The following is a 25,787-nucleotide window of genomic DNA, read 5'->3' as shown; positions in this document are numbered from 1 at the left end:
GATTACAGATCCTCCAGGGTGCGGACGTCGGTCACCCGCCATCTACATCGGCAGTAGTCGTGCGTATCGTTCGGGATGTGGAACTCCTGAGCATCCTCGAGCGTCCAGTCTCGCCGGGCGAGCTCCTGGCAGAATTCGCAGACAGCGTCATCCCCTGCCGTAACGAACTCTGGTTCGACGTTGAGTTCGATCTCGACGTCGTCGGGGACGCGCTCGTAGCTCGAGAGTTGACCCGTCGTGTTGTACTGGTTGACGACCTCGCCAGCGACGTCGGCCGTCGCGTTGGACTTGTAGACCTCGCCGCGCTCGACGATGTCCGAAACCAGCTGTGTCCGCGAGACCTCGAGTCCACCGTCGGTGATGATCTGGCGAGTGTCACCGCGGAAGTCGTCCATCTCATCACGGATACGGCCGGCGAGCGCGACCACACCGAGGCCGATCGCCTCCTGGACGTTGTCCTGGGCGAGTGTCTCGTCGGCGTCACCGATATCGACGCCGGCGTCGCGAAGCTCGCGATGGGCGTCCCGAGCCCCGCGTTCGACAGCATGCTCGAGGTGTCGTTCGGCTTTCTCCTCGAACTCGCTCGTGAACACCGTCGACTCGATCTGCTCATCGAGCCAGTCGGAGAATCGGCGTGCCTTGTCGGCGTCGGAGAGCCCGGACCACTCCGAGTAGGAGCTGTCGCCCATCCCGAAGGCGTCCTCGTCGAGGATCTTCTCGCGAACCGCGGCGTCGACCTCGCCGATCCGGCCACGGATCCATCGCGAGAGTTCCCTAACGTCGGTCGTCGTGTGGGTCGGATCCTCCCGGCCGGACTCTTCGACCGCGTACTCGTTCGCGGTGACCGACGGGAGATTGCAGGCATGACACCCACAGCCAGCGTCGTGCCGGTCGAGTGCCGGATGGAGGCTACCCATCGTCCACCTCCTGGCCGCCGTCGGCAGCGGCCTCGTAACCAGCCGTGATCTCGTCGACACTGCGAGCGTTCGCGCCGACGGCGTCCTGGTCCTCGAGGTCGGCGACCATGTCGGCCTCCGTCTCGATCTCGTCGGGGAGCTCACCCTCGCGGATGTAGTCGACGACGACCTGCCGACCGAGGTCGAGCAGCGGATCGTCGGAGATGTTCCGCAGCGCCTCGCCGCGCTTGGCCTCGAGTTCGGCCTGCTCGCTCTCGGAGAGTACCCGCAGCGCCTCGCCTTCGATGTCGAACGCGCCGTTGTTCGGCGGGGTAATCAGGCCATTATTGACGAACCACATGATATGCGGCCTGGCGTTCAGCGGGAACGCGTATTCGGTGCGGCGTTCCTTGATCAGGCCGAAGTATGCCTGTGTGTCCTCTTCTGCGCTCGCGAGCGCTCCCGCGGGATCGCCTTCGAAAACCCGCTTCGGGATGCCCGTGTCGGTCGCGAGTGCCGACAGCTGTGGTTCGAAAACGTTCGAAACCTCCGCGATCTGTCCGCCGAGTTCCGTGATGTCACCGGTCGTCTCAAAGATTGGTTTGAGGCCCTGGAACCACTCCTGGACCTCCTCGTCGTGTTGTTCCCAGAACTGCTCGCTCGTGACGTCGACGTCGTTGGGATCGTGCGAGACGGCCAATCCCTTGTCCGCGCCGCGGTACGCGAGCTCGGCGACCGAACCCAGCACCTTCAAGATATCGCGGAGGATGTTGAACGAGCCCTCGAGGCGGGGCGGCGCGAAAAAGTCGTGGTCTAACCGACGCCCGGCGGGGACCGCCACTGTTCGCGAGTGATGCACCTTCCAGACGCGATCGGTCTGTGAGTTGTCGGTATCCCCCTCGCTCGAGAAGTCGATCGAGTAGCGAACGGGAAGCCCCCACCGACCCTCGCCAGCGTGTTCCTCGGTGCCCCACTGAATCGCGTCGACGGACATCTCCGAGAACAGCTTGTGCTGGACGACGTTGTCGAGGCCGTCCGCGGTGAACTGCATCGGATCGATCGGCTCGGCCAACCTGTCTTCGTCGACGGTGCCGTCCTCGTCGAGACAGTCGGTCGTGACGAACACCGAGAGTCCGTAGCGGCCGATCCCTGCGAGTCGGTCGACGCGTTCCATTTTCGACGGCAGCCGTAGGTTGCGGAACAGTCGCTCGACGTCCTGCTCGAAATCGGTTTCGTCGTCGGGGTCGTCGACGATAATCGGCTCGTCGCGCCACGTCGTGAAGGCTGGCCGATCGATAATCGGCCCGGCGAAGGGGTGCGTTCGGTAGAGCGCGTAGAACTGATCGACCGTCGGGCGGCGGGTCCAGTCAAACGTATCGAAGATATCCCGATCCTGGGTTGAGTGTCCGAGTACACTGGCGACACTCGCACGCATCATACTCGAGGCCGTTACCGCCTCCTGTGCGTTCGCGGTGACGTCCTGGTCGTCGCTCTTTGTGCTCGAGGCGTCGGGGTTAGCATCTGTATCTGTCATAAAAAGCTACCTCCAGGGGAGCGAATCGAGCTTGTCGTCCTCCTCGTCAGGGATCAGCCCCTTCGCCATCAGCACGGCCTGGATCGCCGCGTCGAGGTGGTCCGGCGAGTGGCCGAGTCGGTCCTTGATCTCCGATTTCGAATCGGCGACGTAGACCTGATCCTCGCGGTTCTTGATGTAGCGTTCCTCGAGGGTAATTTCGCGAGCGGCGATTTTCAGCTCCTTCCGAAGCCGAGTATCCGAGAACTCTCCACCCCGCTCGAGCCAGTTCCCGAGCTCGCATAGGCCCTCAGTCCATCGGTCCTTGTACTCCTGCGGTTGGGCCGCTTTGGCCCCGGACTTGAACCGGTCGACCTCGGGATATCGAGCGGCGGTGTCGTCGGCCTTTCCTGACCCCTCGCCGACGGCGTCGATCGCGATCGGCGCCGTGGGCTCGGCGTCGAGGAGTTCCCACATCCGATTGAACTGAACGCGGTGGTCGGTGCCGGGCTCGGAGTAAGCGACCTCAAGGACGTACTCCCGTTCGTCGATCTGGACAGTCCGGTCACCGCTGCGGGCGACGTCGATCCCGGTCCCACGTCGAGTGCCAGCCTCGAGATCTTGCTCGCGTTCGACGTAACCGGCTTTGACGAGGTCGAGGTCGAAGGGGCGGTTCTTCGCCGCGCCGGCCGGCGGCATGATCCCAGCGAAGCGGCGATACCATCGCGAGGCGAGATCTTTGCGGAACGCTTCGGTCCCGCGGGTGGACATCGCTCGAGCGTCCTCGTAACCTGGCCAGGACTCGCCGTTCAGTGCCTCCCATTTCTTCTTGAGCTTTTTCAGGCCGGTCAGCCCTGGGATCCACTCGCCGCCGCGACGGTCGAGCTCGACCTGGACGTTGTGCGAGTCGAACGTCGAGTAGGTCAGCTTCTCGGGCTCGATCCCGACCTCGCCCATGTTCGCGACTGCGTTCGTCTCGTCCTCCGGTGGATTGCTGATGACGACCATGCGGTCGTTGTCGTCGGAGATGAGCGAGTCCATCGAGTCGAGCGTGTCCAGGTCGACGTCTTTCTTGTCGGCCTCGTCGACGATGACGAGGACGTGGTCGTTGTGGACTCCCTCAAGCTCGCCGGGGTCCTCTGGGGAGATGACCTCAAACTGCCACGTCGGCTCACCGTCGACGTCGATGTGCGGGTTCGGTGACCACTTCCACGTTGCCGCCGGCCAGTACGGCGTTTGCTCGTTGAAGGGCGACGACTTGTGGAGCTCTTCGGCGTCGGCACAGAACGTCCGCTTGAGCTTTCCGTAAGTCCCGGAGGTGACGACGACGCTCGAGGGGTAGTGGCGGCGGTTGAACGTCAACGCGAGCGCGACGATCCCGAAGGTCTTCCCGAAACCGTTGCCACCCTCGAGGTGCGTGTACTGGTTCTCGGCGACATGCTCGAGGATCTCCCGCTGCTCCGGAGAGAGCGTGATCCCGAACCAGTCCTCGGCAGCCTGCCAATACTTCTCTCGACCAGTGTAGTTCTCAGGAAGATGGTCGCGGACGTAGTCGGGGGTTGTCGCGCTCATTCGTCTCCCTCCTGTGCGGAATCCTTCCAGAGGTCGATCGAACCAGAGTGGTTGACGTCAATCTCTTCGTTCGGGAAGATCCCCGCCTTGTCGCAGATCGATTCGTAGCGGCGCATGAACCGTTCGTCACCGGTCCGGTCGTACTGAATCAGACAGAGGCTGGCTGCCGTCTGAGCAACCTGTTTCGCATCCTTCGGATCTCCGAGTGCCCGACGAGCCTCGTCGAACGCCTCCTGCTCGCCGTCGGTCAGGTGGCGGGTGAAGTGCTTGCGGTAGCCACCGTGATCGACCGCGTTGTCGTTCCCCTCAGTGGCCCCTTGGCCTTTATCACCGGAGTTCCCGCCGCCGTGATGATTGCACCGGCGACCGTCGCTGACACCCTGGTCGGTCGCCTTGCCGGCTCGAGCCCCACAGTAGCCGACAAACACCGAGTCCCCGTCGCGTTTTTCCGTGCGTTTTCCGCGGCACTTCGAATCGGCAGCGATCTTCGGGACATCCTCACTCAGCTGACCGACTAGTTCGTCTTCGTCGACGTCGTCGATCGTCGGAAGATCCTGGCTCATGATGGACCTCCGGTCGCTGGCTTCGGCGCGTCGACGTCACGCGGCGCCGGCGCCTCGAGGTGGGAGGGGAGTCGCCGGTTCCCGTGTTCGCCGTCCTGGTGGCAGTCACGACAGAGGCCGATCAGATTGTCCGGGTCGTTGTTGTTGCGCCGGCGGTCCTGGTGATGGAGTTCGATCCCGTCGACGGCGTCGCGAGGACGTCCACATCCAGGGCAGCGGTAAGACGATCCATCGCGATCGCGCCAGTAGAGGTCACGGCCGGGTTGGCGTTCGTCCATCACTCGAGCACCTCCCGCGTGCAATCGCCACACAACGTGACGGTGTCGCCCTCGTCGAACCCCATATCGGAGAGGTAGCCGCCGAGACTGGACGTCCGGAAGAACTCGGGAGAGAACTGACAGAGCAGCGCCGGCGCTGGGCGGCATGTCGATCCGCAACCGTCACAGCCTGCAGTGTATCCCATTGGTCAGTCCTCGTGATCGTCGTCTCGGGGCTGGCCGCCGTCGGTCGAGATCGTGACGCCGTCGAGGACGCGCTCGACCTCGATATCCCACATCCGACCGAGGACCAGGAACGCGACTGCGGTCGTCCCGAGTTGGAGCTCCCAGGGCGGGGGTTCTGCCTCGGGGAAGAACATCGGGCCGAGGACGATCGCCGCCCAGACGCCGAAGAGGATCAGCGTCGCGGCGGTTCGCTCAAGTGAGTCTTTGTCGGGCATTAGCGCTCTCCCCAGGCAGATGAATTCGATCTTCGCGCGGTGCAGCGGGTCGTCGGTGTTCGGTTTGACAGACATGGCATCGCTCACGTCTCCAGTGCGTCAACGTCGATCCCGCAACCCTCCAGGAGGACACGGAGTTCGCGCTCGTTGTGCCAGGTCAGTCCCTCCTCGTCGACGTGAGCGCTCTTCTCTTCCCAGCGGTTGGCCTCGACGTGGCCGTTGATCTCGAGATCGCCGTCGACGGGGCGAGCGCGGAGGTGGTCCTCCATGGGTGTGCCGTCGACGGCGAAACCGGCGGGACGGCGCATGTTGAAGACCTCACCGCGGAGTTTGAGCGACCAACCGCTGGCATCCTCGAAGTGGTGTCGACGCAGCTGCTTCTCGAGGACGTCGACGTCGATCGCGAGGGTGACGGTGTCGGCGTGATCAGGCCAGTCCTCGACGGCGTAGTTGTCGCGAAACCAGCGTTTGGCCGTCTTCCAGTGGCCGAACGGAACTCGCTGGAGGATCTCGAGCATCGAAAATCAGCCTCGCTTAACCGCGAGTTTCACACTCCGGCGGAAGATCTCGGTGTCATAGCCCTGGGCGTCTTCGTGTTCCTTGAACAACCGCACTGCACGACGGAGTACCGACTCGCCGAACCCGACGTCGGCCTCCTCGAGGCGCTGAGCGAGTGGCGTCGTCAGCCGGACCGCCTGAATCTTCGACAGCGTGTCGTCGTCGGCCCAGCATCCGACCCGTGCACAGGAGCGGCAGGTCGTCCGGGCGATCGACGTCCGCTGCTGGCTAGGGCGCGGCGTGCCGTCGCCGGGATCCCCTCGCTGGGGCGACCCGGTCGCACCGTCGACGGAAGTCTGGATTTGCTGGTCTGGCTCGATCGTCGCTTGGGGAGTTCGGTGGTGTTCCGCGACGTCGTGGTCGTCAACGCCGCCGTTAAACGTCGCCTCCTCGATTTCTTTGATCCGCTCGAAGCAGCCGTTGCAGACGCGAGGGTTGTGCCAGACGAGCCGATCGAACGCCCGCTGTGGCGAGACGTGGTCGTCCGTGGATGGGGTGCTGGTTGTACTCATGGTCTGGAGAAAAGCATCGCTGCAGGGCGGACGGGTTCATCGTCGACGACCCAACGTCGTCGACTCGGCGCCCCTGTAGCGATCGTATTGTATTCTTAGATGTCACTCGAGTTGATAAGGGTCCGCGCAAGCGCCATAATGGCGACTACCTGTCTGAGAAACACGATTTCGAGGCGCTCAAGAGATTTCGCTAAATTCGACCTGAACAAAACGGAGGTCTTCGGCGTCGCGATCGCGACGGATCACGCCGGCACCCTCGAGTCGATCGAGTGCCCGATCGAGCGTGCGCTCGGCGAGGTCGGTCCGCTCCTGGAGCTCGCACCGGGTCGCCGCTCCGTCCTCGGCCTCCAGGGCGAACACGATGTACTTCGCGCTCGGCGGGAGATCCTCGTCGACGTCGGTTGTGATCTGGGGGAGGCTCATGGGCTTTGTTTCGTGGAGAGTGCCGCAGCTGGTCGACAGCGGGCGAACGAGCGCTCGAGACGGCTGTTTACGATGTCAGTCACTTGGATCAGGCGGTGATCGCCAGTCCCAGACCTCCGTTGGAGTCTCACTGGAACCGTCACTCACCCCCTGATCGACGTCACCCCGCGTTGTGGGGTCTCGGATCGCCAACGACCACCTACTAGAGTCCCCGTAGGGGGTAGTTGGTGATTCCTGCAGATCTACAAACCCAGACGAAGGTGTCCCTGACTCGCTGTAGAGCGTCGCTCCGTGGGATCCAACACCCTCGGAAACGTGGACCGCCGGCTCGCCGAACTCGTTATCGGATAACCGCTCGAGCGTCTGGCGAACATGCTCTTTGCTGCAGCCGACCGACTCGGCGATCTCCCGTGCCGACTTCGAGCGCTTACTCGAGCGGAGCTCCTCGACGATCTCTTCCTGGAGGTCGGTGAAGACCCACTCCACTCCAGGCGTCTGGACGTCGGCGAAGCCGGGCGGCATCGCATCGGTCCGAACGAACACCGTCGCGTTGACGTCGGGGTCGGACGGATCACGTGCGTACCGACCGGCCGCCTGAGCGATGTGGTTCTCTCGAACCGAAGCGAGGATCTCGGCAGCAGAGTCGGCATCCTCACCCTCGAACCCACGGCCGCGGGCCCGGTACTCGTCGCCGGCGTCGTCGACAGCAGTCTCGACCTCGGCCTCGAGGTCGAGTTCAGCGAGGAGATCGAGGACGTAGTCGTCGCCGGGATCCATGCAGCCGTTGACGAGACCGACGCGTTCGTGCTCGAAGTCGTTGCGCGACTTCTCTTCGCCGAAGTGCATCAACTCGGGGCGGTGAACGCCGGCGTTTTCCATGAGCTCCTCGAGACGATCCTCAACCTGTCCCGTCGTAATCGCAGTTCGGAACTGCACTCCGTACTCGTCGACGAGCTGGTCAAGGAGCACCTCGAGCTTGTCTTCGTTGAGCCACTCAAGCGCCTTATCACCCGATAGCGGGCGCGTCGCGTCGCCGACCTGAACGACGCGAAGCCCGCGCTCGTATCGCCGCCACAACTGTCGCTCTTCGGGCTCGAGCACTTGCTTGGTCTTGATCCACGGGGTAGTGTTCGCCTGCCACAGCGGCACCGCGGGGTGGGCATCGAGACCGACGAGCGACCGAGCAGAGCTGAAGTCCGGCGTGACGCGGACCGATCGGACGTCATTGCTCTCGTCGAGGACGATCGAGACCCACTCGCGGTTCCACTCGTCGGAATCGTGAGCGCCGGCCTCGAGGCGCGGCGGTTCATGGCCGGTCTTGCCGAACCGGCGGCCGTTTGCACGGTCCTCGGCACGGAAGATAGCCCTCGCGAGGGCTGGTGCAAGCGTGTGGGCATCGGGATCTTCGAAGTACCAGTCACGGTCGGGCTCGGTATAGAGGACGTCCTCGAGAGCGTCGCGTTCCTTCGCAGCGTCGCCCTGGTAATCGTCGTGCAGTGAGAGTTGGATGAACGCTTCCCATGTGCTGACGGGCGCGTCGATCTCCCGCAGGTAGGCCCCGACAGCGTCACGGATTCGATCAGTCGATAGCCGGTCCTCTTCGTAACTGGGCTCTTCGTCGACGACGATGTTGTTGTGCATCCGCAGCCCCGGAGCGTACGCGAAGTTGTGCGTCGCGATGACGAGTGGCCAGTACTCGAGCTCTCCATCGGGACCGTCACGGAACGTTTCCCACTGAGAGATCGCCGTGCATTCACCCTCTTCTTTGCAGGGGAGCGTCACTCCCTGGTCATTGTTCTCCTCGAGGTAGCGGTGGGCCGCCGAGAAGGCCATACCCTTCCCGTCGCACTGCGCGTCGAGCCACTCGCTGGCGGGCTCGCCGTTGATCGAGATCTCGTCATCGTGCTCGCCCGCAGCGACCGGGCAGGCCTCGTGCCGACCGAAGAGAACGTGATACTGACCGCCGTGCTCTTCGGCGACGTCGACGGCCTCGTCGCGAGCGTCGCGTGTCTCGAGTAAGTGGACAACCGGTCGGTCGCCGGTGATCTCCTCGCGAGCGCCCCAGCGCGTCGACGCGATCGTGTATGACTTCCCGAGCGACGTCGGCGCATCGACAATCCGGTCGTCCTCGTTCCGAATGACCTCAGCGATCGTGTCGGAGAGCTCTTCGCGAGCGTCGTCCGTCGACGGCCACTCGAGACCGCGCTTCTTCGCAAAGCGTCCCCGTTCAGCAGGTTCGAGCGCGTCCAGCTGACCGATCGGGAGTGCCGAAACGGCACGTCCATCGTCTGATCCCTTATAAGCGTCGTCCGATTCGTACTCCGGGATATCGAAGCCGAGGTCCCGAAGGCGTTCGACACCGCGCCACCACGTCTCGCCGTCGACAGGACGGGCGTTCGCGGGTCGAATCTCGCTAGCGTCGATCGCAGCCATCGTGACCACGCCACCGTAGCCGCCGAGTTCGCCGGTGTCCTGCCAGCGCTCGTTGTTACAGATGTTCGCCGTCCCGCCGTCGTTCAGACTGCCCCAGGTCGGCCAGAACGCACGCTCGCCGCCACTCGTCGAGGCGCTGTCGTTCCAGCGCTGGACGATCGTCTGATCGGCAACTCGCTGGGCGTCGAGCTGATCGATCGCCGCAAAGACGTCACGGATGTCGTCGGTCGTCTCGCTGCTCGACGTCGTGGTTGGCTCGTAGTCATCGAGGTCGTAGTCTTCGCGATCGACGGAGACGTCGTCTTCGTCGCGGTCGCGACCCCCCTGTCCGAACTGGCCGGTCGCTTCGCAGAGTGGTTCGAGAACGTCGGCGTTCCACTTGCGAACCTCGGTTGGTGTTCCGGGGACGTGGTCGCCGGTCATCACGCAGACGCGCTTGCCAGGGTAGATCTCGATCGATGGGAGGTCGCCCTCGATCGAGCCCCACGGATCCTCGTCGAGTCGCCAGCTGGCCTGCTTGAGGTCGAGGTCCTCGAAGTCACCGCGGTAGATCGCGTGGACACCCTTGCCCGATGTCGAGATGTCACAGTAGGTCGCACCCAGGTGCTCTAGGATCGCGATGAACGCCGGGTGGACGTCGCCGGTCTCGGGATCGCGGACGTCGTCGCCGTCGACGTAGACGTAGGGATCGTCCTCGCGTTGTAGGAACGACCGGCCGTCGAGGCGGGGATCGATCTCGGCCATCGCGACGGTCTCACCGTCGACGTAGTGGCCGCGGTAGCCCCACTTCCAGCGAGCGTCGCACTCACACGTCGCAGCAGTGTCGTGGCCGTCTTTCGAGCACTCCGCGGGAGCATCCTGATCTCCCCACGGCGCGAAGGGTTTCTTCTCGACGTGGCCCATCCACTGCTCGCGCTCGAGGAGTTCGTCGGGCCACACTCCCGACGCCGGCGTCGCGAAGTCGGCGTCCGCCCAGCTGGCCCAAGGCGGTTCGCGACTGAGGTCCTCCGATGTCGAGTCTGTCGACTCGGGTTCAGTTGGACTCTCGCCGTCGACGATCGCTTCGGCGGCCTCGAGGTAGCTGGGGTCGGCGTCGGCAAGCCAGAGCAGGCGCTTCGCCCCAGCGTTCGGGTGGTTCTCGGCTGCGAGTTCGAGGCGTTCCAGAACCTTGTCCCTCACGCTGACCACCCCCAGTCTTCGAGCGTCGTCTGGCCGTCGACGTCGGGACGTTCGACTGTTTCGGGTTCCTCGGGGACCGGGACGTTCTCAGTCCGCTCCTCGCCGACGTCTTCTGGCTCAGTCGCGTACTCGACCCGGTCGGCCTGCTCGTCAAGCTCGGGCCGCTCGGTGATGTACTGGATGCTAGCGTCGATCGAGCCGCCGCGGGCTTCGCGACGGCCGATCATGCCGCGAACACCCCGTTATCTATCGCGACACTCGGTTCATTACCACTCTCTGGAGTATTCGGAGTGTGTGAAAACCCACAGTGGGCGTCGGGTTGCCCCGACCCTAAGCTATGGGATTGTAAGGAAATTGGTAGGAGCCGGTGGAGGGATTTGAACCCTCGACCTAATCCTTACGAAGGATTCGCTCTGCCAGTCTGAGCTACACCGGCGCGTGCACTCATTCGTAGGACCGATAGCAGCAATAAGGGTTGCGAATCGAGTCGGTCGTGTGAGGCCATTACGTGGTCGCCGGGTTATTGCTCGAGTCGAACGTCCAGACAGACGTTCAGTTCGTGTGGCGCGTACGAACGGACGACGCGCCGCGTGTCGACGCTGACGTCGTACTCGGGTTCGGCCGCCTCGCGAATCGCGCGCTCGCCGGGTCCGAACGGGTCGTCCTCATGCTGGATATCGTAGTAGTGAATCGTACAGTCGTCGCCGGCGAGGGTGACGGCGGCCTCGAGGAACGCGTCGGCGCTGTGGGGGAGGTTCATGACGAGGCGGTCGGCCCAGTCGGCGTACTCGTCGGCGACTTCGGTGACGTCCGCGCAGATCGCGGTCACCCGATCCTCGACGCCGTTCCGGCGCGCGTTCTCGCGCAGGTACTCGATGGCGTCCTCGTTGACGTCGACGCCGATAACGTCCGCGCCGCGTTTCGCGAAGGGGATAACGAACGGGCCGACGCCGGCGAACATGTCTAGCGCATGCTCTCCCGCCTGTACTTGTTCGGCGACTCGGTGACGTTCGGTCGCCAGCCGCGGTGAGAAGTACACCTCGGCGAGATCCAGCACGAACCCACAGCCGTACTCGCGGTGGACCACTTCGGTGTCTTCGCCCGCGAGCAGGTCCCAGTCGCGGACCCGGGTCTCCCCTTTCACCTTGGACTGCTTGTTCAGCACGGTCTCGAGGGGCAGATCCGACTCGAGGACCGCGTCGGCGATTTCGCGAGCGCGCTCGTCGTCGTCTTCGTCGAGCAACGCCGCCTCGCCGAGGCGCTCGTAGGACGGTTCGTATCCGAGCAGGTCCGCAGGCGCGGTCTGAGTCTCGCGTTCCTCGAGCGGGCGGGTGACGACCTCGAACTCCTCGGGAACCGCCTCGGGGTCGGTGACGGGGAGGTAGAGACTGCCGTCCGCGACCGTGAGTTCGTACGCGTCGTCGATCAGGTCCGCGTCCGCCAGTTCGCGACGCGTCGCTTCGCCACTCTCGCGCGCGACGCGGACGCACGGCACTTCCATACCCGGACGAAGCCGACGGGATGCCGTAACGGTGACGTTTCGTGCCGACGCTCGCGGAGAGTGGGTGCGTTCGACGCATACGAAATGCTCGACTCGCCACGAGAGCGATAGCAACGAGAGGTCCTTCTCGAGGATAGCGTGCACGCCGGACCGTCGAGAACTAGTACTGTTTTCAGCCCGCCGACCATAGTAATCGCCGTATGCAGCTACTGACGACCGTAGAGACGGTCCACGAGAAACGCTCGTGGCTGTTCACCGTCCGGGACCAGTACGGCGAGAAGGAAGAGGTCATTCTCGTCCCCTGTGATGACAGCGTCGAGTCCGACTCGACTGGCAGTCGGCCTGCTGCCGATGGCGGCGTGGAAGCGTGGATCAACCGCTGTACGCACGAATCGCAGCGGTTCGATACGGGTCGCGGCGCACCGATGCGCGACGGACAGCTCATCTGTCCGCGCCACGGGTCGATGTTCGATTCGTGTACGGGCTACTGTGACAACGGCGAAGCCGCGGACACGACACTGCCGTCGGTCGAGATTAGGGTGAGCGGCAACGACGGGAGCGTCTATCTCGTCGACGACGACCTGACGTTCGTCGGTGAGGGCGGTATCGAGGAAAACGAGGACGACGAAGACGGAGACGGTGACGATAGTCCCGCGTCGACGTCCCACATCGGTTTTTGAGCCGACACCGGTACTCCGGTCTCGAGCCGGTAACCGAGCGTCACGCCTCCGATTCGGCCGCGGCGGGAAGCGTCAGCGAGAACGTCGATCCCTCGCCGGGTTCGGAGTTAACCCAGATATCGCCGCCGTGACGCTCGACGATGCGCTGGCAGAGCGCGAGCCCGATCCCGGTCCCGTCGTACTCCTCGCGGCTGTACAGCCGATCGAAGATAGTGAAGACCCGCTCCTGATCGTCCGGCTCGATGCCGATTCCGTCGTCGGTGACCGAGATCACCCACTCGTTGCGCCGTCGCTCCGCGTCGACGTGTACCCGGGGCGGGCCGTCGGTGTAGGTGATCGCGTTGTCGACCAAATTCTGGAAGACCTGCCGGAGCTGGCTTCGGTCGCCCTCCACGCGGGGAAGATCGGCGATCGTCACCTCCGCGTCGGTCTCCTCGAGCTGGAGCTGCAGGTCCTCGAGCACGTCGTCGAGGACGGTGTCCAGTTCCACCGGTTCGAACGGATCCCCCCGCGTTTCGATCCGCGAGTACGTCAGCAACGCGTCGATCATCTCGCGCATGCGCTCGGCGCCGTCGACCGCGAACGCGAGGAACTCCTCGCCGTCCGCGTCGAAGGCGTCACCGTATCGGTTCTCGAGGAGTTGGAGGTAGCTCGTGACCATCCGCAGGGGTTCCTGTAAGTCGTGGCTGGCCGCGTAGGCGAACTGCTCGAGCCGTTCGTTGGATTCCTCGAGGGCTCGTTCGCGGTGCCGGCGCTCGATCTCGTAGCTGATCCACTCGCCGACGAGTTCGAGGAACGTCCGCTCAGTGGCGGAGAACTCGCGATCCCGCGGCTCCCTGGCGCCGACCCACAGCGTTCCGTAGGGTCTGGTGCCGTCGGTCACCTTCGTCCCGAGGTAACAGGCCAGTCCCTGATCTCGGTGGATCGGGTCGTCCTCCCAGTCGGTGCCGCGGACGTCCGCCATGCCGACCGGTTCGTCCGCGGCGAGCACCGCCCGACAGTAACAGCCCTCGCCGGGGTCCGTCCACAGCACGTCGTCGCCGTTGCCGTTTGTGTCTGCATCCGCGCCCGTATCCGTGCCTGCACCCGTATCCGCACCCGCGTTCCCGCCACCGTACCCGACGGCGAACTCGTTTCGGAACCGGTCGTCCCGCGACGGTAGGTGTGTCAACCCGCCCGCGTCGAGATCCAGCCAGTCGCAGGTCAGTTCGAGCAGCGACTCGAGTTTTCCCTCGAACTCGCGGTCGGCATCCGAGGTGATCCGGTGGCTCTCGCGAAGGAAGCGCTCGCGCTGCTGGAGTGCGACTTTCGCGTCCGTCTGGTCGCGGAGCGTCCCCATCAGGCGATCGACCTCGTGGGCGGACTTCTCCGGCCCGAAGAACTCCTCCGGTGGCGTGTAGTAGACGTTGTGGCTGACGCGGTCGTCGTGGATGAGCAGCGGATGGGTGCTGATGACGTCGCGGATGACCTCGGAGGGGAATCGACGGCGGTCGTACTGACAGAGCGCGATGCCGTCGACCTCGTCGAAGAGGTAGTTGGCCTTGGCTTCGCACCTGATTAGTTCCTCACCTTCGGGGTCCTCGCGGAGAACGCCGCTCATCTCGCCGGTCACACGCAGGGCGTCGTAGGGCCCCTCCTCGGTCGCCTCCTCGATGGCTCCGCCGAGGAAGTCAAGCGTCTCCTCCGCGTCGAACGTCCCGTTCCGGAGGTAAGTCTCGTCCTCGTCGTGGATCGAGAGCTGGCCCGACTCGAGGGCGGCGTCGACATCGATCCCGCCGTCTCGCATCGCCGCCAGCACCGCTGTCCGGGTGTTGTGATGGGTGATGTAGAGGCAGCGCTCGTTGCGCTCGAGCCCCTGCCGGATGAACGGTACGGCGGCCGCGAACTGCTCGGCCTGGGACTCGTAGATGAGCGCGAAGTGGTCGTTCGCGTGGTCGTGGTCTTCGATCCGTTCGGCCGGACCGCGAAACTCCGGGCTCGATCGGAGCGCCTCGAGGCCCGTCTCGAGGGTTACCGACTCGTCGCCGGACTCGTCCGGAGACGCGTGCTTACTCACGTTTCTCCACCGGATCCCGTCCGGATCCCATCGGGCGGTCACCGAGAGGCGCTCGTCCGCGACGACCGTGTCGCGGAGCGGCGTTCGCCGTTCCGTCCGCGTTCGTTGACTCGGTCGGTACCGTCGAAGTCCCACTCATATATCCGACAGAGACCGGCCATCGTCAAAAGAGCGTCGTGGCCACCGTTCGCACGGAGGCGAACCCGTTCGCGTGGGCGTCTCGGAGTCCCACACCGGCCGCTCGGTCGAACGGAAGCGAACGCGAGTCCGGAAAATTCCGTGCAGGTGAGTCGGGTGACGACGGACTCGAAGGAGGAGAGAGCGTCGTCGAACCCGACGCTCGGCCGGCGGCAAATCGGCGGCGTTGAAACGCCTGCCGTCAAATGAGCGACGAGAGCGCGACTGACCACGAACGCTCCCGGTCACGCGGGAGCATCACCTGACACTGCAGCGCTCCGGAAAGCCGGAACGCGAGTCGATTCCACACTCCGGCTATCCGGAGTGGAGTCGCTTCTACACTCTCTCACCTATTAAAATTAGAATAAGAAAACATCAATTTTAGAACCTTCTATTCCAAATACGGCTGCCGGAACGGGACCACCAACAGTCGACTCGAGAAGCACGAGACGCGGCAATTAATCGAGTCAACAGAACCGAGACCGGTCTCAGAGGACTAACGGCCGCCCCGCACGAGCGAACCGAGATACAGGAAGATAGCGGTGATAATAATCATCGGTCCAGTCGCGATGCCCAGATCATACGAGATGAGAATACCGACGAGAACGGCGATCTGGCCGAAAACAACCGAGAGAATGAGTCCGCGGTTGAAGCTGTCGGTGATCTGCATCGCCGCGGCAACCGGGATGACGAGCATTCCGGCGACGAGAATCGCACCGAGGATTTGCATCGCCGCGACGACGACCAGCGCGGTCAGGACGATCAACAGCGTGTCGTAGAACCAGACGTTGATCCGCGCGAGTCGTGCCGCCTCGCGGTCGAACGTGATGAACTTTAGCTGTTTGTGGGTCAGTCCGATGGTAAGGCCGACCAGTAACGTGAGCCCAACCATCAGTTGAACGTTCTCGAAGGGAACGAACAAAATGTCGCCGAACAGGTAGCTCTCGACGGTTGCGCTGAATACGACGCCGTAGGAGATCACCGCGATCCCGACGGCGAACCCGCCGGTAAGCATAATTGCAATCGGGATATCCGCATACCCGTCCGTATTCACTGCGATGTACTGCATGCCGAGTGCAGCGATGGCCGCGACGACCATCGCCCACGCGAGTGGGTAGTCTAACGCCGGAACGGACGCACCGACGAACAATCCGATCGCGACGCCGCCAAACGCCGTATGTGCGAGGGCCTCACCGATGAGCGCCATCTGGCGGTTGACGAGGTACGCGCCGACGACCGGCGCCGTAAAGCCAATCAGTACGCCCGCGGTGAACCCGTGCCGGATAAAGGAACTCGTGACCAGCCAGTGCCCGCCGAATATCGTTTCCATTCCGCCCCAGAACAGATCGAAAAGCGGCGGGAAAATCCAGAGGATAAACGCGCCGAACGCGAGTAACACGATCGGGATCCCAGCTGCCGTAAGCGCGAGTTCTCGCCGCTGTTGGCTCCGTTCGACCGCCATCGTCAGTCACCCCCCGCGACCCGTCTCGAGCTGACCGCTCTGGCCGAGCTAAACGCCCGCTCGAGCGCACCGCTCTCGAGGAACGTTGCCGTTTCACTGTGCTCGTACAACTCACCGTCCAGACAGGCCATCGTGTCCGCGTACTCGCTGACGGCGTTGATGTCGTGTTCGATCAGGACGATCGTGATACCGTCCTCGTTGAGTTCGGTGAGGAGATCGTAGAACTGATCGACGACGTCGGCGTCGACGCCGACGGTCGGTTCGTCGAGTGCGAGCAGATCGGCTTCCGACGCCAGCGCACGGGCAATGTACGTTCGCTGTCGCTGCCCTCCCGACAGGTTGCTGATCCGTCGATCGGCGAACTCGTCTACACCGACTTTCGCCATCGCCTCGTCGATGATTGTGTGATCGTCCGTCGTGAGACGTCTGAGCCCTGCGTGTGGATATCGTCCCATCTCCACGACCTCACGGACGGTAACCGGCATCATCGAGTCGGCGTCGGTCGACTGTTGAGAGACGTATCCCAGCCGCGTTCCTTCGGCAAACTCCTCGACCGGTGTACCGAACAACTCGGCGCGGCCGGAGTCCGGCGACTGTAATCCGAGCATGATCTCCAACAGCGTCGTCTTGCCCGATCCGTTCGGGCCGACCAACCCCAGAAACTCACCGTCCTCGATCGACATGGAAACATCTCTCAGCACTGGGTGGTAACCGTAGGCGAAGCTAACGTTCTCGACGGAAATAGCAGGTGTCATTATAATTGTGGTTATCGAAGGGGTACTGTCGTTATGTGATTGTAGTGCTCCGAATCTTATTCGGCCTGTAAGGCCGTTTCGAGCGACGGGAGGTTGATTTCGTAGAAGTGATCCATGTAGCCCCAGTCCGGCTCCATCGAGATTCCAGTGTCGAGTTCAGGGGCACCATCGATCTGTGTCTCAACCGGTGTGAGCGGTAGTATCTCGGCGTCCGTCTCCTCGGCCAGCGACTCGGCGAGCTGTGCCGGTTCGCCCACGTCGTAGAGGACGTGTTCGATGCCTCGTTCGTCCATGAGGCCTTCGATTTCCTCGACCTCGTCAGGACTCGCCGAGTCGTCCGGCGAGGTTCCGACGGGTGACTCAACCTGGATATCGTACTGTTGGTACCACCACTGGAAGGAGTCGTGCGTCGCGACGACGATCGTGTCGAGCGCTGCTCGATCGACGACGTCCTGCATCTCCCCGTGCAGTTCCTGGAGTTCCTCGTTGAACGCTTCCGCGTTGTCCCGGTAGTACGCTTCGTTGTCGGGATCCATATCGACGATCCCGTCGGCGATATTGTCGACGCCACGCTGACAGTAGACCGGATCCATCCACCAGTGTTCGTCGTTGTCTTCGGCGGGGCTATCGAAGAATTCGATCCCCTCGGAGGCATCGATCACGTGTATATCATCGTCCGCTTCGAGCTGTTCGGCAGCGTCGTCCTGCCACGCAGCGAAATCGCGCATATAGACGAATCCGCCGGCGTGATCGATGTCTTCGACCGTCGCCGGTTCGGGATTCCAGTCGTGGCCGTGTTCACCGACGGGGACGATGTCGAACGATTCGAGTGTTTCCTCTTCGCCCACAATCTGCCGGGTGAAATCCCAAAGCGCCGGCATCGACGCAATGACGGTGTTCCTGCCGACGTCGAGTTCCGGATCATCGTCGCCGCTGAGACAACCGGCCAGCCCAGTGACGAGTGCCCCACCGCTCAGGAGGGTAAAATCTCTGCGTGATAGTGCATCAGTACGTCGTCTCGAATCCTCTGTCATCATCGATATCTTTCGGTAGGCAGTATAAGAGTTTTATGACTAAAATAAATTAATTAGACTAGTCTAATTCAGTTCCGAGGATCTCGTCAGTGAGATCTTCCGTACAATGCCGTGACACTACTTCGTGACGACTCGAGCGCCGATACGGCGTGCGACGTGGGTCGGTAACGCAACGGACGTCTCCGTGGTTGACGGGACGACAGTCACCAGATCAATAGACGACACCTCGTCGACAACGAGTTGCGTTCCCGGACCGATTCGGTGTCGAGACAGATAGTCGCGAACGTCCGGATCTCGATGTGGTACCTGCTCGACAGTCACCGTATCACCGGGTTCGTACTCGGTGAGCGCTGTATACGGCGACTTCTCGGGCATCTTCAGGTCCGAATCGGGGATGAGATCGCCGTGTGGATCCGTCACCGGTTCACCGAGAAACGTCGCGAGTCGTCGCGTAAACTCGTCGCTGACGTAGTGCTCGAGACAGTCGGCCTCGTCGTGGACCGCCGACCACGAGTAGTCGAGATGCTCCATCAGAAACGTCTCTAACAATCGGTGGTTTCTGACAAGTTGCAGGACGGTTTCCGTGCCGCGATCGGTCAGTTCGACGCCCTTGTAGGGCGTGTAGTCGACGAGTTCACGCTCGTCGAGCGAGTCGAGCATACTCGTCACGGTGGGCGAGGTTACGTCGAGTGCCGTACTGATATCGCCCGTACGGACGGGACGGCCGTTCTCGTCCTCGAGATGATAAATCGTTTTGAGGTAGTCCTCCGCGATCGGACTGAGATCCATCGTCCGTGAGTTTGATCAGGGCACTAAATACGTTTTCCGGAAGTATATATATAGTTAGACTAGTCTAACTCTCGATCAACAGAAAACGTTGTGTATCCGATTCCGCTATCGCGACCACCCGATAGCAGCGGTGAATGGGGGATCCACCGCAACTCCCACTCGCCGGAGTTGACTCGAAACCTTATAGCGACGTCTCGAACTACCATTCCCATGCTCACCTTCATCGGTCTCGGTCTCTACGACGAGCGGTCGATCACTGTCGAGGGACGGGAGACTCTCCGGAACGCCGACCGCGCTTACGCCGAGTTCTACACCAGCACGCTGATCGGAACGACCGTCGACGACCTCGAGGACACCCACGATATCGATATCGAGGTCCGCGATCGCGCGGGCGTCGAACAACACCCCGAGGACATCCTTACAGCCGCCGAGAGCGAGGATGTCGCCTTCCTGACCGCCGGCGATACGATGATTTCGACCACCCACGTCGACCTCCGACTGCGGGCCCACGAGCGCGGCATCGAGACGCGCGTGATCCACGGCGTCACCGCTCAGACGGCGACCAGCGCCCTCACCGGCCTCCAGAACTACCGTTTCGGCAAAGCGACGACGCTTCCGTTCCCCTACGCCCACGGAGCCGACGGACTCCCGGCGAGCGTGACGGAGACCATCGACGCCAACCGCGAGGACGGCCTGCACACCGTGGTCTATCTCGATATCAAGGTGGACAACGAAGCCGCGACGAATCGCCTCGAGACGGACGAAACGCTCGAGGAGTACATGACCGCCGACACCGGTGCCGAACTCCTCGCCGAGGAGTATCCGGACCTCGTTGGCGTCGTCGTCGCCCGCGCCGGCAGTCCGGACCCGCTCGTCGAAGCCGCGCCGATGGGCGACCTCGCCGAACGAAAGTTCGGCGATCCGTTACACCTGCTCGTCGTGCCCGGCGACTGTCACCTCCTCGAGGCCGACGCGCTGGTCGAACTCGCGGGTGCCGACCGAGCGGATCTGGACGTCGTCTGAGCGCCGGACTCGAGCGTCGCTTACTCGAGAACCCCCTCGAGTTCGTCGAGGAAGTCCCCCGGGACCTCGAGGTGTGGCGTGTGGCCGGTATTACCGAAGACGACCTCCTCGAACTCGCCGCCGGAATCCGCGTACGCTTCGAGGACCGCGCGGGTCTGGTCGACCATCGGCTGGGGCGGGAAGACGTCCTCGCCGGGCCAGCCCGGAACTTCGCCCATTCGACCGAGCGTTCCGACGTCGAAGAACGACTCGTTGGAGACGATCTGGTCGGAGTCGCCACGGATCCAGAGCACGGGCGGTTTTGCGTCCGGGTCGATCTCGGTGATCTCCTCGAGCGAACAGTACTTCGGCGAGACGGCGTTGTTCACGCCGTGTTCGCCGGGCGCAACGCCGGGCCAGTTCTCGCTCGGCATCGAGTCACCCGGATAGTTCTCGTCGCCGGTTTCGGTGTCGAGCATCCCCGTCAGGTACGATTCCTCGCGCTCCTCGTCGAACTCGTGGGTGGGGTCGACGTAGTAGGTTCGCAGGATCTTTCGGGGCGATGCCTGCCCGCCCTCGCTGCGGTCGCGATCCGCGAGTCCGCCCACGAACTCGTCGTTGCCGAGTCCGCCGCCGGAGCCGGCGTAGTCGTCGAAACAGGGCGTCCCCTCCTCGTCTTTCGTCCCTCCGAAGCCGTACGGTGAGAGAGGGTTGATCAGCACGAGCGAATCGACCGCGTCGGGGTTGTCGATCGCGTATCGCATCACGACCCCGCCACCGTTCGACCAGCCGACGAGCGTGAGCGGGTCGGTCCCGTCGAGTTCGGCGATCAGCGCACGAAGGTCGGCCTCGAAATCACCCAACCCGTTCGTCGCGTCGACGGGTTTCGTCTCCGAATCGCCGTACCCTCGCAGGTCCGGCGCGATGGCGCGATAGCCGGCCGGGAGGTCCACCATCACGTCTTCGAAAAACCGGGACGACGAGACGTTGCCGTGAACGAAGACGACCGTCCCGTCAGCATCTCCCTCCCGGGTCTCATCATCCGTCTCGAGGTAATGCGTCTCGAGGCGGTCGGTGTCGACGGTTCGTGATCGGATGCCGGCGAGGGTGTCGTCTCGAGTGCGAGTCATGGCCGGCGATACCACGCGGTCCGTGTTAATTTTCCGGCCGGCACGGACGGTGTGCGAGATTCGGCGTTCGAGGTTCGAGGTTCGAGATTCGAGACTTGAGACTCCACCGATACCCGGCACGGGGATAGTCGACCACACACCGACGGAAAACGAAGCGAACTACAGCCGCTCGATGATCGCCTCGGGCACGTCCTCGGTCGAGGCGTCACCGCCCAGATCCGCGGTTCGCGGCCCTTCCTCGAGCGTCACCTCGACGGCCTCGTTGACCCTCTCGCTTTCGTCTTCGTATCCGAGGTACTCGAGCAGCATGGCCGCCGAGATGATCGTCGCCGCGGGGTTCGCGATGCCCTCGCCGGCGATATCGGGTGCGGTGCCGTGGACGGGTTCGAACAGGGCGCGTTCCGGGCCGACGTTGGCGCTTGGCAAGAGCCCGAGGCCGCCGACGAGGCCCGCGGCCAGATCCGAGAGGACGTCGCCGGCGAGGTTCGGACACGCGACGACGTCGAACTGCTCGGGCTCGAGACAGACCCGCGTCGCGAAGGCGTCCATCAGCACCTCGTCGGTGTCGACGCCGCGGTCGTCGGCGACCGATTTGACGGTGTCGCGGAACAGGCCGTCCGTCTCGCGCATGACGTTTGCCTTGTGAACGATCGTGAACCCGTCGTGGTCGTCGGCGTCCGAAACGTAGTCGCAGGCGAACTCGGCGAGGGTTTCCGAGGCCGACTCGGTGACGACGCGGGTGAGCGTCGAAACGTCCTGGGTCAGTCGATCCTCAAGACCGGCGTAGACGCCTTCGGTGTTCTCGCGGAGGAAGACCAGATCCGTCTCGGGACGCACGGCGTCGATCCCCGGATAGGCCTTCGCGGGCCGAATGTTGACGAACGAGCCGACGGCCTCCCGAAGCGGCAGAATGACGTCCGCCGCGCTGTCGCCGGCAGCCCCGAACAGCGTCGCGTCGGCCGACGCCGCGAGGTCGTACGTCTCCTGTGGCAGCGCCTCGCCCGTCTCCTCGAGGACGGCGTCGCCCGCGTCCGCTTCGACGAACTCGAAGTCGATGTCGAGGGCCTCGAGGACCTCGACCGCGGCGGGGATAACTTCCTGTCCGATTCCGTCGCCCGGAATGACGGCGATTTCGTGAGTCATTGTCTCACCGGACGCAGCGGGGCTGGAAAACCGTTCGGTTTCGTACGATATGTGGCCGGCGTCGTCGCCCGTTCACACGTGGTGATACCCACCGGTCACGGTCGGGTCGCCGTCCTCGAGGACGATGCGGTCGGTCGTCTCGTAGTCGTCGTGCCACAGCGGAACGCGGTGGTCGCCGTTCGTGGCGACGAGGGGACCAAAGGGCGCGAGCGGCGGCGTCTCAAGCGTGGCCGCGTCGGACCCAGTCCGTGCCGGTTCGAGCAGGACCTCGCCGAGTTCTGCGAACAAGACGGGATCGGAGTCAGAGTGTTTCTTGCCCGATCTCGGATGTCACCGCTTGGAGACCCTCTTCAACGTCGGAGAACTCTGCTGTCGATTCGAAATGGAGTGTGTCTGGTCGTGACAGGCCGGTCCGCGAAGAAATCCAACCGATTGCCTTTCCGATTCGACCTTGCTCCGACTCGTACCAGTGTAGTTCGATTACCAATTGTTCTGGACACGGTTCAACCGATGCGAGTCGAGAGAGGTCGTGGCAAACGTTTCCAAGACAGAGGGACGGTGGAGAGATGCTACAGTCCACACCGGTATCTTCCCACTCCGCTATTGGACGGTTCGGAAGAACCACTGCCGGTTCACCGTTGATGGCGTTCTGAACAGCGTTGACAATTCCAGTAGACGATGTATCACTAATCGTGAACTTTTCGTGCTCAGGAACGTATCGAAGACACGTTTCTGCGTCACGTACAAGTTCGACGTTCCTCACGCCGTAAACACGAGCAGTCCCAGTCATCTCCAGAAGTGACTGGATCGCTTCTAGTGAACTAGTAGACACGTCTGCTTCGTATCTCACAGCATCAGTGTGACCGGTTCGTGAAATCCTATCATCTAACTGTTGAATGACTGAAGGGTAGTCGTCAATAACCGTCTCTGTCTCGATCAATAGAACTAGCTGGTCTGTGGAGGACGACGCGGCCTGGATGGCCTTGAATAGTATTGCATCATGACGTGGCGTACCCTCTATTGGATAGCTCACAATGAGAGTGTGGGTGGGATTATACTGAGTCACGGTCTCTATTAGACAGGGATTCCGACCGGGGGCTTAACAGTTAGTCCTTCCAGAATGTAGGCGAGTACCTTTACAATTCACGGTATGAGAGCAACAAAGTGCGACACAAAAGCGACAGATGGAAAACAAACCGCCGATTCGCTCGGTTTCGAGGTCGTCGACTCGAGCCTACTCGGCGTCGGGAATCGCCGCGTCGTCGACGTACGGCAGTTCTTCCGCCTTCTTCCGCACTTCGCCCGCGTTTGACTTCATCAGCGCCGTCGTGTCCCAAACGCCCTCGACCAAGGCCTTGCGCTGGGCCTCGTCGACGGTGACGTCGACGGTGGTGTCGCCGTATGTGACGGTTTCTGCGTCGACGTCGATGTCGATGTCGCCGTCGGGGTTCGCGTCGACCCACTCCTGGAGTTCCTGAATCGTCTCGCTGTCAGCAGTGACGGTCGGAATACCGAGGGCCAGACAGTTCCCCGCGAAAATCTCGGCGAAGCTCTCGCCGATCACCGCGTCGATCCCCCAGCGCATCAGCGCCTGAGGGGCGTGCTCGCGCGAGGAGCCACAGCCGAAGTTGCTGTTGACAACCATCACCGACGAATCCTGGAATCGGTCTTCGTTGAACGGATGCTCCTTCTGGTTGTCGTCGTCATCGAACCGCAGGTCGAAGAACGCGAACTCGCCTAACCCGTCGAAGGTGACAACCTTCATGAACCGTGCCGGGATGATCTGGTCGGTGTCGATATCGTTGCCCCGAATCGGGACGCCCGAACCGGAGACGGAATCGACTTCCGGAATCTCGACCTCACCGCCGTCGGTTCGGACCTCCCGGATCATGCGGTCGTCACCTCCTTCAATTCGCGCACGTCAGTCACTTCCCCGGTGATCGCCGCCGCGGCGACCATCTGCGGGTTCATCAGGATGGTGCGCCCGTCCTTGCTCCCCTGCCGGCCGACGAAGTTCCGGTTCGAGGAGGAAGCGCAGGCCTCGTCGCCCTCGAGTTGGTCTTCGTTCATACCGAGACACATCGAACAGCCGGCGTTTCGCCAGTCGAAGCCGGCGTCTTCGAAGATGTCTTTGAGGCCTTCGGCCTCCGCGGCCTCCTGGACGCGCTGGCTGCCGGGGACGACCATCGCGCGGACGTCGTCGTGAACCTGGCGGCCCTGGACGATCTCCGCCGCACGTCGCAGATCCGGCAGGCGGGCGTTCGTACAGGAGCCGAGGAACGTGACGTCGATCTCGTAGCCGTCCATCGTCTCCCCAGGGTCGACGCGCATGTGCTCCTGGGCGCGCCGGGCGGTGTCCCGTTTGTCCTCGGGGAGGTCCTCGGGTGCCGGAATCTCCTCCGCGATGCCGATCCCCTGTCCGGGCGTGGTGCCCCAGGTGACGACCGGCTCGAGTTCGTTCGCGTCGATCGTGACCACGTCGTCGTACTCGGCGTCCGCGTCGGAGCGGATCGACTCCCAGTACGGTTTGAGTTCGTCGAACTTCTCGGGATTGTCCCGGAAGTAGTCCGTCTCCTTCATCCACTCGTAGGTGGTCTCGTCCGGGTTGACGTAGCCCGCGCGAGCGCCGCCTTCGATGGACATGTTACAGATCGACATCCGGCCTTCCATGCCGAGGTTCTCGATGGCCTCGCCGGCGTACTCGTAGACGTAGCCGACGCCGCCTTCGGTGCCGAGTCGGCGAATGATCTCGAGGATGACGTCCTTCGCCTCGACGCCCTCGCCGAGTTCGCCGTCGACCTGGATCTTGCGAACCTTCTGTTTCTCGAACGCGAGCGTGCCCGTCGCGAGTACGTCTCGGATCTGGCTGGTGCCGATCCCGAACGCGAGCGCGCCGAACGCGCCGTGAGTCGAGGTGTGAGAGTCGCCACAGACGATCGTCTTCCCGGGCTGGGTGATCCCCTGCTCCGGACCGATGACGTGGACGATCCCCTGGTCGCCGGAGTTCGGATCCGAAAACTCGATGCCTGCCTCCCGGACGTTGTCCTCGAGTTCCGTCATCATCTCTTCGGCGGCGTCTTCCGCGTACGGTCGGGACTGGTCGGCGGTCGGCACGATGTGGTCGACCGTCGCGTGGGTCAGTTCCGGAAAGGCGACCTCGAGGTCGCGCTCGCGGAGCATCCCGAACGCCTGTGGACTCGTCACCTCGTGGATGAGGTGGAGGCCGACGAACAGCTGATCCTGTCCGGTGGGCAGCGTCGTGACCTTGTGTCGGTCCCAGACCTTGTCGTACAGTGTGCCCTCGCTCATTCCTCGTCCTCGGGCGTCACCGTGGCCTGTTCGTGTTCGCTGCCGCGCTCGAAGACGGCGTTTGCGTCCTCGGCCTGGTTCGGCGGCGTATGATCGACGGATTTCATCGATCCGTCCTCGCCGGGTCGGTCGGTCGAATCCGTCGTCGGCTCTTCGGACTCGGTATCGACATCGACATCGGCATCCCCGTCCGTCGTGGCTCGGGTCGTGCTATTCGGGTCGCCGCCGTCGGTCACGACGATCGGGCCGCGGCTGAACAGCTGTCCAGCCGTCTCCCCCGTGTAGGGGTTCGTGTGATCGATTTCGCCGATCGTTCGTCGGTCAGTGGTGCGGTTGGTGCGGTCGGTACGGTCGTTCGTCTCTTGTGTCATTGTTGGTCACC

General features: G+C 63.1%; 27 protein-coding genes and 1 tRNA gene. 2 read left to right on the top strand and 26 right to left on the bottom strand.

Annotation, left to right across the window (positions count from 1 at the left end):
* Nucleotides 1–2: 2 nt before the first annotated feature.
* From GS429_RS08325 to GS429_RS08260, 14 genes are all read right to left on the bottom strand, one after another.
* The gene (locus tag GS429_RS08325; RefSeq protein ID WP_160064485.1) at nt 3–917 is read right to left on the bottom strand and encodes a hypothetical protein; all 915 of its coding nucleotides are present in this window, start codon (nt 915–917) and stop codon (nt 3–5) included.
* Nucleotides 910–2,430: an anti-CBASS protein Acb1 family protein gene (locus GS429_RS08320; protein WP_160064483.1), complete on the bottom strand. Its 1,521-nt coding sequence runs from the start codon at nt 2,428–2,430 to the stop codon at nt 910–912. The genes GS429_RS08325 and GS429_RS08320 overlap by 8 nt, the downstream gene beginning before the upstream one ends.
* Nucleotides 2,431–2,436: 6 nt before the next feature.
* Nucleotides 2,437–3,981, bottom strand: coding sequence for a hypothetical protein (locus GS429_RS08315; RefSeq protein ID WP_160064481.1), 1,545 nt, complete (start codon nt 3,979–3,981; stop codon nt 2,437–2,439).
* Complete coding sequence (locus tag GS429_RS08310; protein WP_160064479.1) at nt 3,978–4,544, bottom strand: hypothetical protein; 567 nt, start codon at nt 4,542–4,544, stop codon at nt 3,978–3,980. The genes GS429_RS08315 and GS429_RS08310 overlap by 4 nt, the downstream gene beginning before the upstream one ends.
* Nucleotides 4,541–4,822, bottom strand: coding sequence for an HNH endonuclease signature motif containing protein (locus GS429_RS08305; protein ID WP_160064477.1), 282 nt, complete (start codon nt 4,820–4,822; stop codon nt 4,541–4,543). Before GS429_RS08305 ends, GS429_RS08310 begins: the two co-directional genes overlap by 4 nt.
* Entirely contained in the window at nt 4,822–5,007 is a 186-nt protein-coding gene (locus tag GS429_RS08300) for a hypothetical protein (protein ID WP_160064475.1), read from the bottom strand. Before GS429_RS08300 ends, GS429_RS08305 begins: the two co-directional genes overlap by 1 nt.
* A 3-nt stretch (nt 5,008–5,010) precedes the next feature.
* A complete protein-coding gene (locus tag GS429_RS08295) occupies nt 5,011–5,262 on the bottom strand; it encodes a hypothetical protein (protein ID WP_235920773.1) in 252 nt (83 codons plus the stop codon).
* An 83-nt stretch (nt 5,263–5,345) separates the two neighbouring features.
* Nucleotides 5,346–5,780 carry a hypothetical protein gene (locus tag GS429_RS08290; RefSeq protein ID WP_160064471.1) on the bottom strand — a complete coding sequence of 145 codons (435 nt, stop codon included), beginning with the start codon at nt 5,778–5,780 and terminating at the stop codon, nt 5,346–5,348.
* Between the two features lie 6 nt (nt 5,781–5,786).
* Nucleotides 5,787–6,332, bottom strand: a complete 546-nt coding sequence (locus GS429_RS08285) for a hypothetical protein (RefSeq protein WP_160064469.1) — start codon at nt 6,330–6,332, stop codon at nt 5,787–5,789.
* A gap of 177 nt (nt 6,333–6,509) precedes the next feature.
* Nucleotides 6,510–6,755 (bottom strand): MarR family transcriptional regulator, encoded by a 246-nt coding sequence (locus tag GS429_RS08280; protein WP_160064467.1) that lies wholly within the window; start codon nt 6,753–6,755, stop codon nt 6,510–6,512.
* A 75-nt stretch (nt 6,756–6,830) separates the two neighbouring features.
* Nucleotides 6,831–10,367, bottom strand: a complete 3,537-nt coding sequence (locus GS429_RS08275; protein WP_328821301.1) for a hypothetical protein — start codon at nt 10,365–10,367, stop codon at nt 6,831–6,833.
* Entirely contained in the window at nt 10,364–10,594 is a 231-nt protein-coding gene (locus GS429_RS08270; RefSeq protein ID WP_160064465.1) for a hypothetical protein, read from the bottom strand. The genes GS429_RS08275 and GS429_RS08270 overlap by 4 nt, the downstream gene beginning before the upstream one ends.
* Before the next feature lie 135 nt (nt 10,595–10,729).
* Nucleotides 10,730–10,803 (bottom strand) — tRNA-Thr (locus tag GS429_RS08265).
* An 84-nt stretch (nt 10,804–10,887) separates the two neighbouring features.
* A complete protein-coding gene (locus GS429_RS08260; RefSeq protein ID WP_160064463.1) occupies nt 10,888–11,868 on the bottom strand; it encodes a class I SAM-dependent methyltransferase in 981 nt (326 codons plus the stop codon).
* Nucleotides 11,869–12,068: 200 nt separating this feature from the next.
* Here GS429_RS08260 and GS429_RS08255 point away from each other — a divergent pair, with 200 nt between their 5' ends.
* A complete protein-coding gene (locus GS429_RS08255) occupies nt 12,069–12,548 on the top strand; it encodes a Rieske (2Fe-2S) protein (protein WP_160064461.1) in 480 nt (159 codons plus the stop codon).
* Nucleotides 12,549–12,588: 40 nt separating this feature from the next.
* On the opposite strand, the gene GS429_RS08250 is transcribed toward GS429_RS08255, so the two are convergent.
* The 5 genes from GS429_RS08250 to GS429_RS08230 form a co-directional block, all read right to left on the bottom strand.
* Nucleotides 12,589–14,604, bottom strand: coding sequence for an MEDS domain-containing protein (locus tag GS429_RS08250; protein ID WP_328821309.1), 2,016 nt, complete (start codon nt 14,602–14,604; stop codon nt 12,589–12,591).
* Nucleotides 14,605–15,277: 673 nt separating this feature from the next.
* The gene (locus GS429_RS08245; RefSeq protein ID WP_160064459.1) at nt 15,278–16,243 is read right to left on the bottom strand and encodes a metal ABC transporter permease; all 966 of its coding nucleotides are present in this window, start codon (nt 16,241–16,243) and stop codon (nt 15,278–15,280) included.
* A gap of 2 nt (nt 16,244–16,245) precedes the next feature.
* Nucleotides 16,246–16,998 (bottom strand): metal ABC transporter ATP-binding protein, encoded by a 753-nt coding sequence (locus GS429_RS08240; protein ID WP_201293986.1) that lies wholly within the window; start codon nt 16,996–16,998, stop codon nt 16,246–16,248.
* Nucleotides 16,999–17,054: 56 nt separating this feature from the next.
* The gene (locus GS429_RS08235; RefSeq protein ID WP_235920772.1) at nt 17,055–18,035 is read right to left on the bottom strand and encodes a metal ABC transporter substrate-binding protein; all 981 of its coding nucleotides are present in this window, start codon (nt 18,033–18,035) and stop codon (nt 17,055–17,057) included.
* Nucleotides 18,036–18,149: 114 nt separating this feature from the next.
* Nucleotides 18,150–18,821: a metal-dependent transcriptional regulator gene (locus GS429_RS08230; RefSeq protein WP_160064455.1), complete on the bottom strand. Its 672-nt coding sequence runs from the start codon at nt 18,819–18,821 to the stop codon at nt 18,150–18,152.
* Between the two features lie 210 nt (nt 18,822–19,031).
* On the opposite strand from GS429_RS08230, the gene dph5 reads away from it, so the two are divergent.
* Nucleotides 19,032–19,844 carry a diphthine synthase gene (dph5, locus tag GS429_RS08225; RefSeq protein ID WP_160064453.1) on the top strand — a complete coding sequence of 271 codons (813 nt, stop codon included), beginning with the start codon at nt 19,032–19,034 and terminating at the stop codon, nt 19,842–19,844.
* Nucleotides 19,845–19,864: 20 nt separating this feature from the next.
* Here the strand turns inward: dph5 and GS429_RS08220 are convergent, their stop codons facing one another.
* From GS429_RS08220 to GS429_RS08190, 7 genes are all read right to left on the bottom strand, one after another.
* Entirely contained in the window at nt 19,865–20,953 is a 1,089-nt protein-coding gene (locus GS429_RS08220) for an alpha/beta hydrolase (RefSeq protein WP_160064451.1), read from the bottom strand.
* Nucleotides 20,954–21,112: 159 nt separating this feature from the next.
* Nucleotides 21,113–22,096 (bottom strand): isocitrate/isopropylmalate dehydrogenase family protein, encoded by a 984-nt coding sequence (locus GS429_RS08215; protein ID WP_160064449.1) that lies wholly within the window; start codon nt 22,094–22,096, stop codon nt 21,113–21,115.
* Between the two features lie 72 nt (nt 22,097–22,168).
* Nucleotides 22,169–22,384: a hypothetical protein gene (locus tag GS429_RS08210; RefSeq protein WP_160064447.1), complete on the bottom strand. Its 216-nt coding sequence runs from the start codon at nt 22,382–22,384 to the stop codon at nt 22,169–22,171.
* 13 nt (nt 22,385–22,397) lie between these two features.
* The gene (locus tag GS429_RS08205; RefSeq protein WP_160064445.1) at nt 22,398–23,129 is read right to left on the bottom strand and encodes a hypothetical protein; all 732 of its coding nucleotides are present in this window, start codon (nt 23,127–23,129) and stop codon (nt 22,398–22,400) included.
* Nucleotides 23,130–23,330: 201 nt separating this feature from the next.
* Nucleotides 23,331–23,987 carry a 3-isopropylmalate dehydratase small subunit gene (gene leuD / locus GS429_RS08200; RefSeq protein ID WP_160064443.1) on the bottom strand — a complete coding sequence of 219 codons (657 nt, stop codon included), beginning with the start codon at nt 23,985–23,987 and terminating at the stop codon, nt 23,331–23,333.
* On the bottom strand, nt 23,984–25,405 hold the full coding sequence (gene leuC / locus GS429_RS08195) for a 3-isopropylmalate dehydratase large subunit (RefSeq protein WP_160064441.1): 1,422 nt from the start codon (nt 25,403–25,405) through the stop codon (nt 23,984–23,986). The genes leuD and leuC overlap by 4 nt, the downstream gene beginning before the upstream one ends.
* The gene (locus tag GS429_RS08190) at nt 25,402–25,776 is read right to left on the bottom strand and encodes a DUF7989 family protein (RefSeq protein WP_160064439.1); all 375 of its coding nucleotides are present in this window, start codon (nt 25,774–25,776) and stop codon (nt 25,402–25,404) included. The genes leuC and GS429_RS08190 overlap by 4 nt, the downstream gene beginning before the upstream one ends.
* Nucleotides 25,777–25,787: the final 11 nt, after the last annotated feature.

It is taken from the genome of Natronorubrum halalkaliphilum, assembly GCF_009834785.1.
Classification (GTDB): Archaea; Halobacteriota; Halobacteria; order Halobacteriales; family Natrialbaceae; genus Natronorubrum; species Natronorubrum halalkaliphilum.
Note: the sequence above shows the minus strand (reverse complement) of the source record. Positions and strands in the feature narration are given on the sequence as shown.

Coding starts and splice junctions, on each gene's coding strand:
- GS429_RS08240 (WP_201293986.1), bottom strand. CDS start 16,998: ATGACACCTGCTATTTCCGTCGAGAACGTTAGCTTCGCCTACGGTTAC.
- GS429_RS08230 (WP_160064455.1), bottom strand. CDS start 18,821: ATGGATCTCAGTCCGATCGCGGAGGACTACCTCAAAACGATTTATCAT.
- GS429_RS08220 (WP_160064451.1), bottom strand. CDS start 20,953: ATGACTCGCACTCGAGACGACACCCTCGCCGGCATCCGATCACGAACC.
- GS429_RS08305 (WP_160064477.1), bottom strand. CDS start 4,822: ATGGACGAACGCCAACCCGGCCGTGACCTCTACTGGCGCGATCGCGAT.
- GS429_RS08290 (WP_160064471.1), bottom strand. CDS start 5,780: ATGCTCGAGATCCTCCAGCGAGTTCCGTTCGGCCACTGGAAGACGGCC.
- GS429_RS08215 (WP_160064449.1), bottom strand. CDS start 22,096: ATGACTCACGAAATCGCCGTCATTCCGGGCGACGGAATCGGACAGGAA.
- dph5 (WP_160064453.1), top strand. CDS start 19,032: ATGCTCACCTTCATCGGTCTCGGTCTCTACGACGAGCGGTCGATCACT.
- GS429_RS08310 (WP_160064479.1), bottom strand. CDS start 4,544: ATGAGCCAGGATCTTCCGACGATCGACGACGTCGACGAAGACGAACTA.
- GS429_RS08295 (WP_235920773.1), bottom strand. CDS start 5,262: ATGCCCGACAAAGACTCACTTGAGCGAACCGCCGCGACGCTGATCCTC.
- GS429_RS08325 (WP_160064485.1), bottom strand. CDS start 917: ATGGGTAGCCTCCATCCGGCACTCGACCGGCACGACGCTGGCTGTGGG.
- GS429_RS08300 (WP_160064475.1), bottom strand. CDS start 5,007: ATGGGATACACTGCAGGCTGTGACGGTTGCGGATCGACATGCCGCCCA.
- GS429_RS08255 (WP_160064461.1), top strand. CDS start 12,069: ATGCAGCTACTGACGACCGTAGAGACGGTCCACGAGAAACGCTCGTGG.
- GS429_RS08245 (WP_160064459.1), bottom strand. CDS start 16,243: ATGGCGGTCGAACGGAGCCAACAGCGGCGAGAACTCGCGCTTACGGCA.
- GS429_RS08235 (WP_235920772.1), bottom strand. CDS start 18,035: ATGATGACAGAGGATTCGAGACGACGTACTGATGCACTATCACGCAGA.
- GS429_RS08315 (WP_160064481.1), bottom strand. CDS start 3,981: ATGAGCGCGACAACCCCCGACTACGTCCGCGACCATCTTCCTGAGAAC.
- GS429_RS08280 (WP_160064467.1), bottom strand. CDS start 6,755: ATGAGCCTCCCCCAGATCACAACCGACGTCGACGAGGATCTCCCGCCG.
- GS429_RS08190 (WP_160064439.1), bottom strand. CDS start 25,776: ATGACACAAGAGACGAACGACCGTACCGACCGCACCAACCGCACCACT.
- GS429_RS08285 (WP_160064469.1), bottom strand. CDS start 6,332: ATGAGTACAACCAGCACCCCATCCACGGACGACCACGTCTCGCCACAG.
- leuC (WP_160064441.1), bottom strand. CDS start 25,405: ATGAGCGAGGGCACACTGTACGACAAGGTCTGGGACCGACACAAGGTC.
- GS429_RS08270 (WP_160064465.1), bottom strand. CDS start 10,594: ATGATCGGCCGTCGCGAAGCCCGCGGCGGCTCGATCGACGCTAGCATC.
- GS429_RS08260 (WP_160064463.1), bottom strand. CDS start 11,868: ATGGAAGTGCCGTGCGTCCGCGTCGCGCGCGAGAGTGGCGAAGCGACG.
- GS429_RS08320 (WP_160064483.1), bottom strand. CDS start 2,430: ATGACAGATACAGATGCTAACCCCGACGCCTCGAGCACAAAGAGCGAC.
- leuD (WP_160064443.1), bottom strand. CDS start 23,987: ATGATCCGGGAGGTCCGAACCGACGGCGGTGAGGTCGAGATTCCGGAA.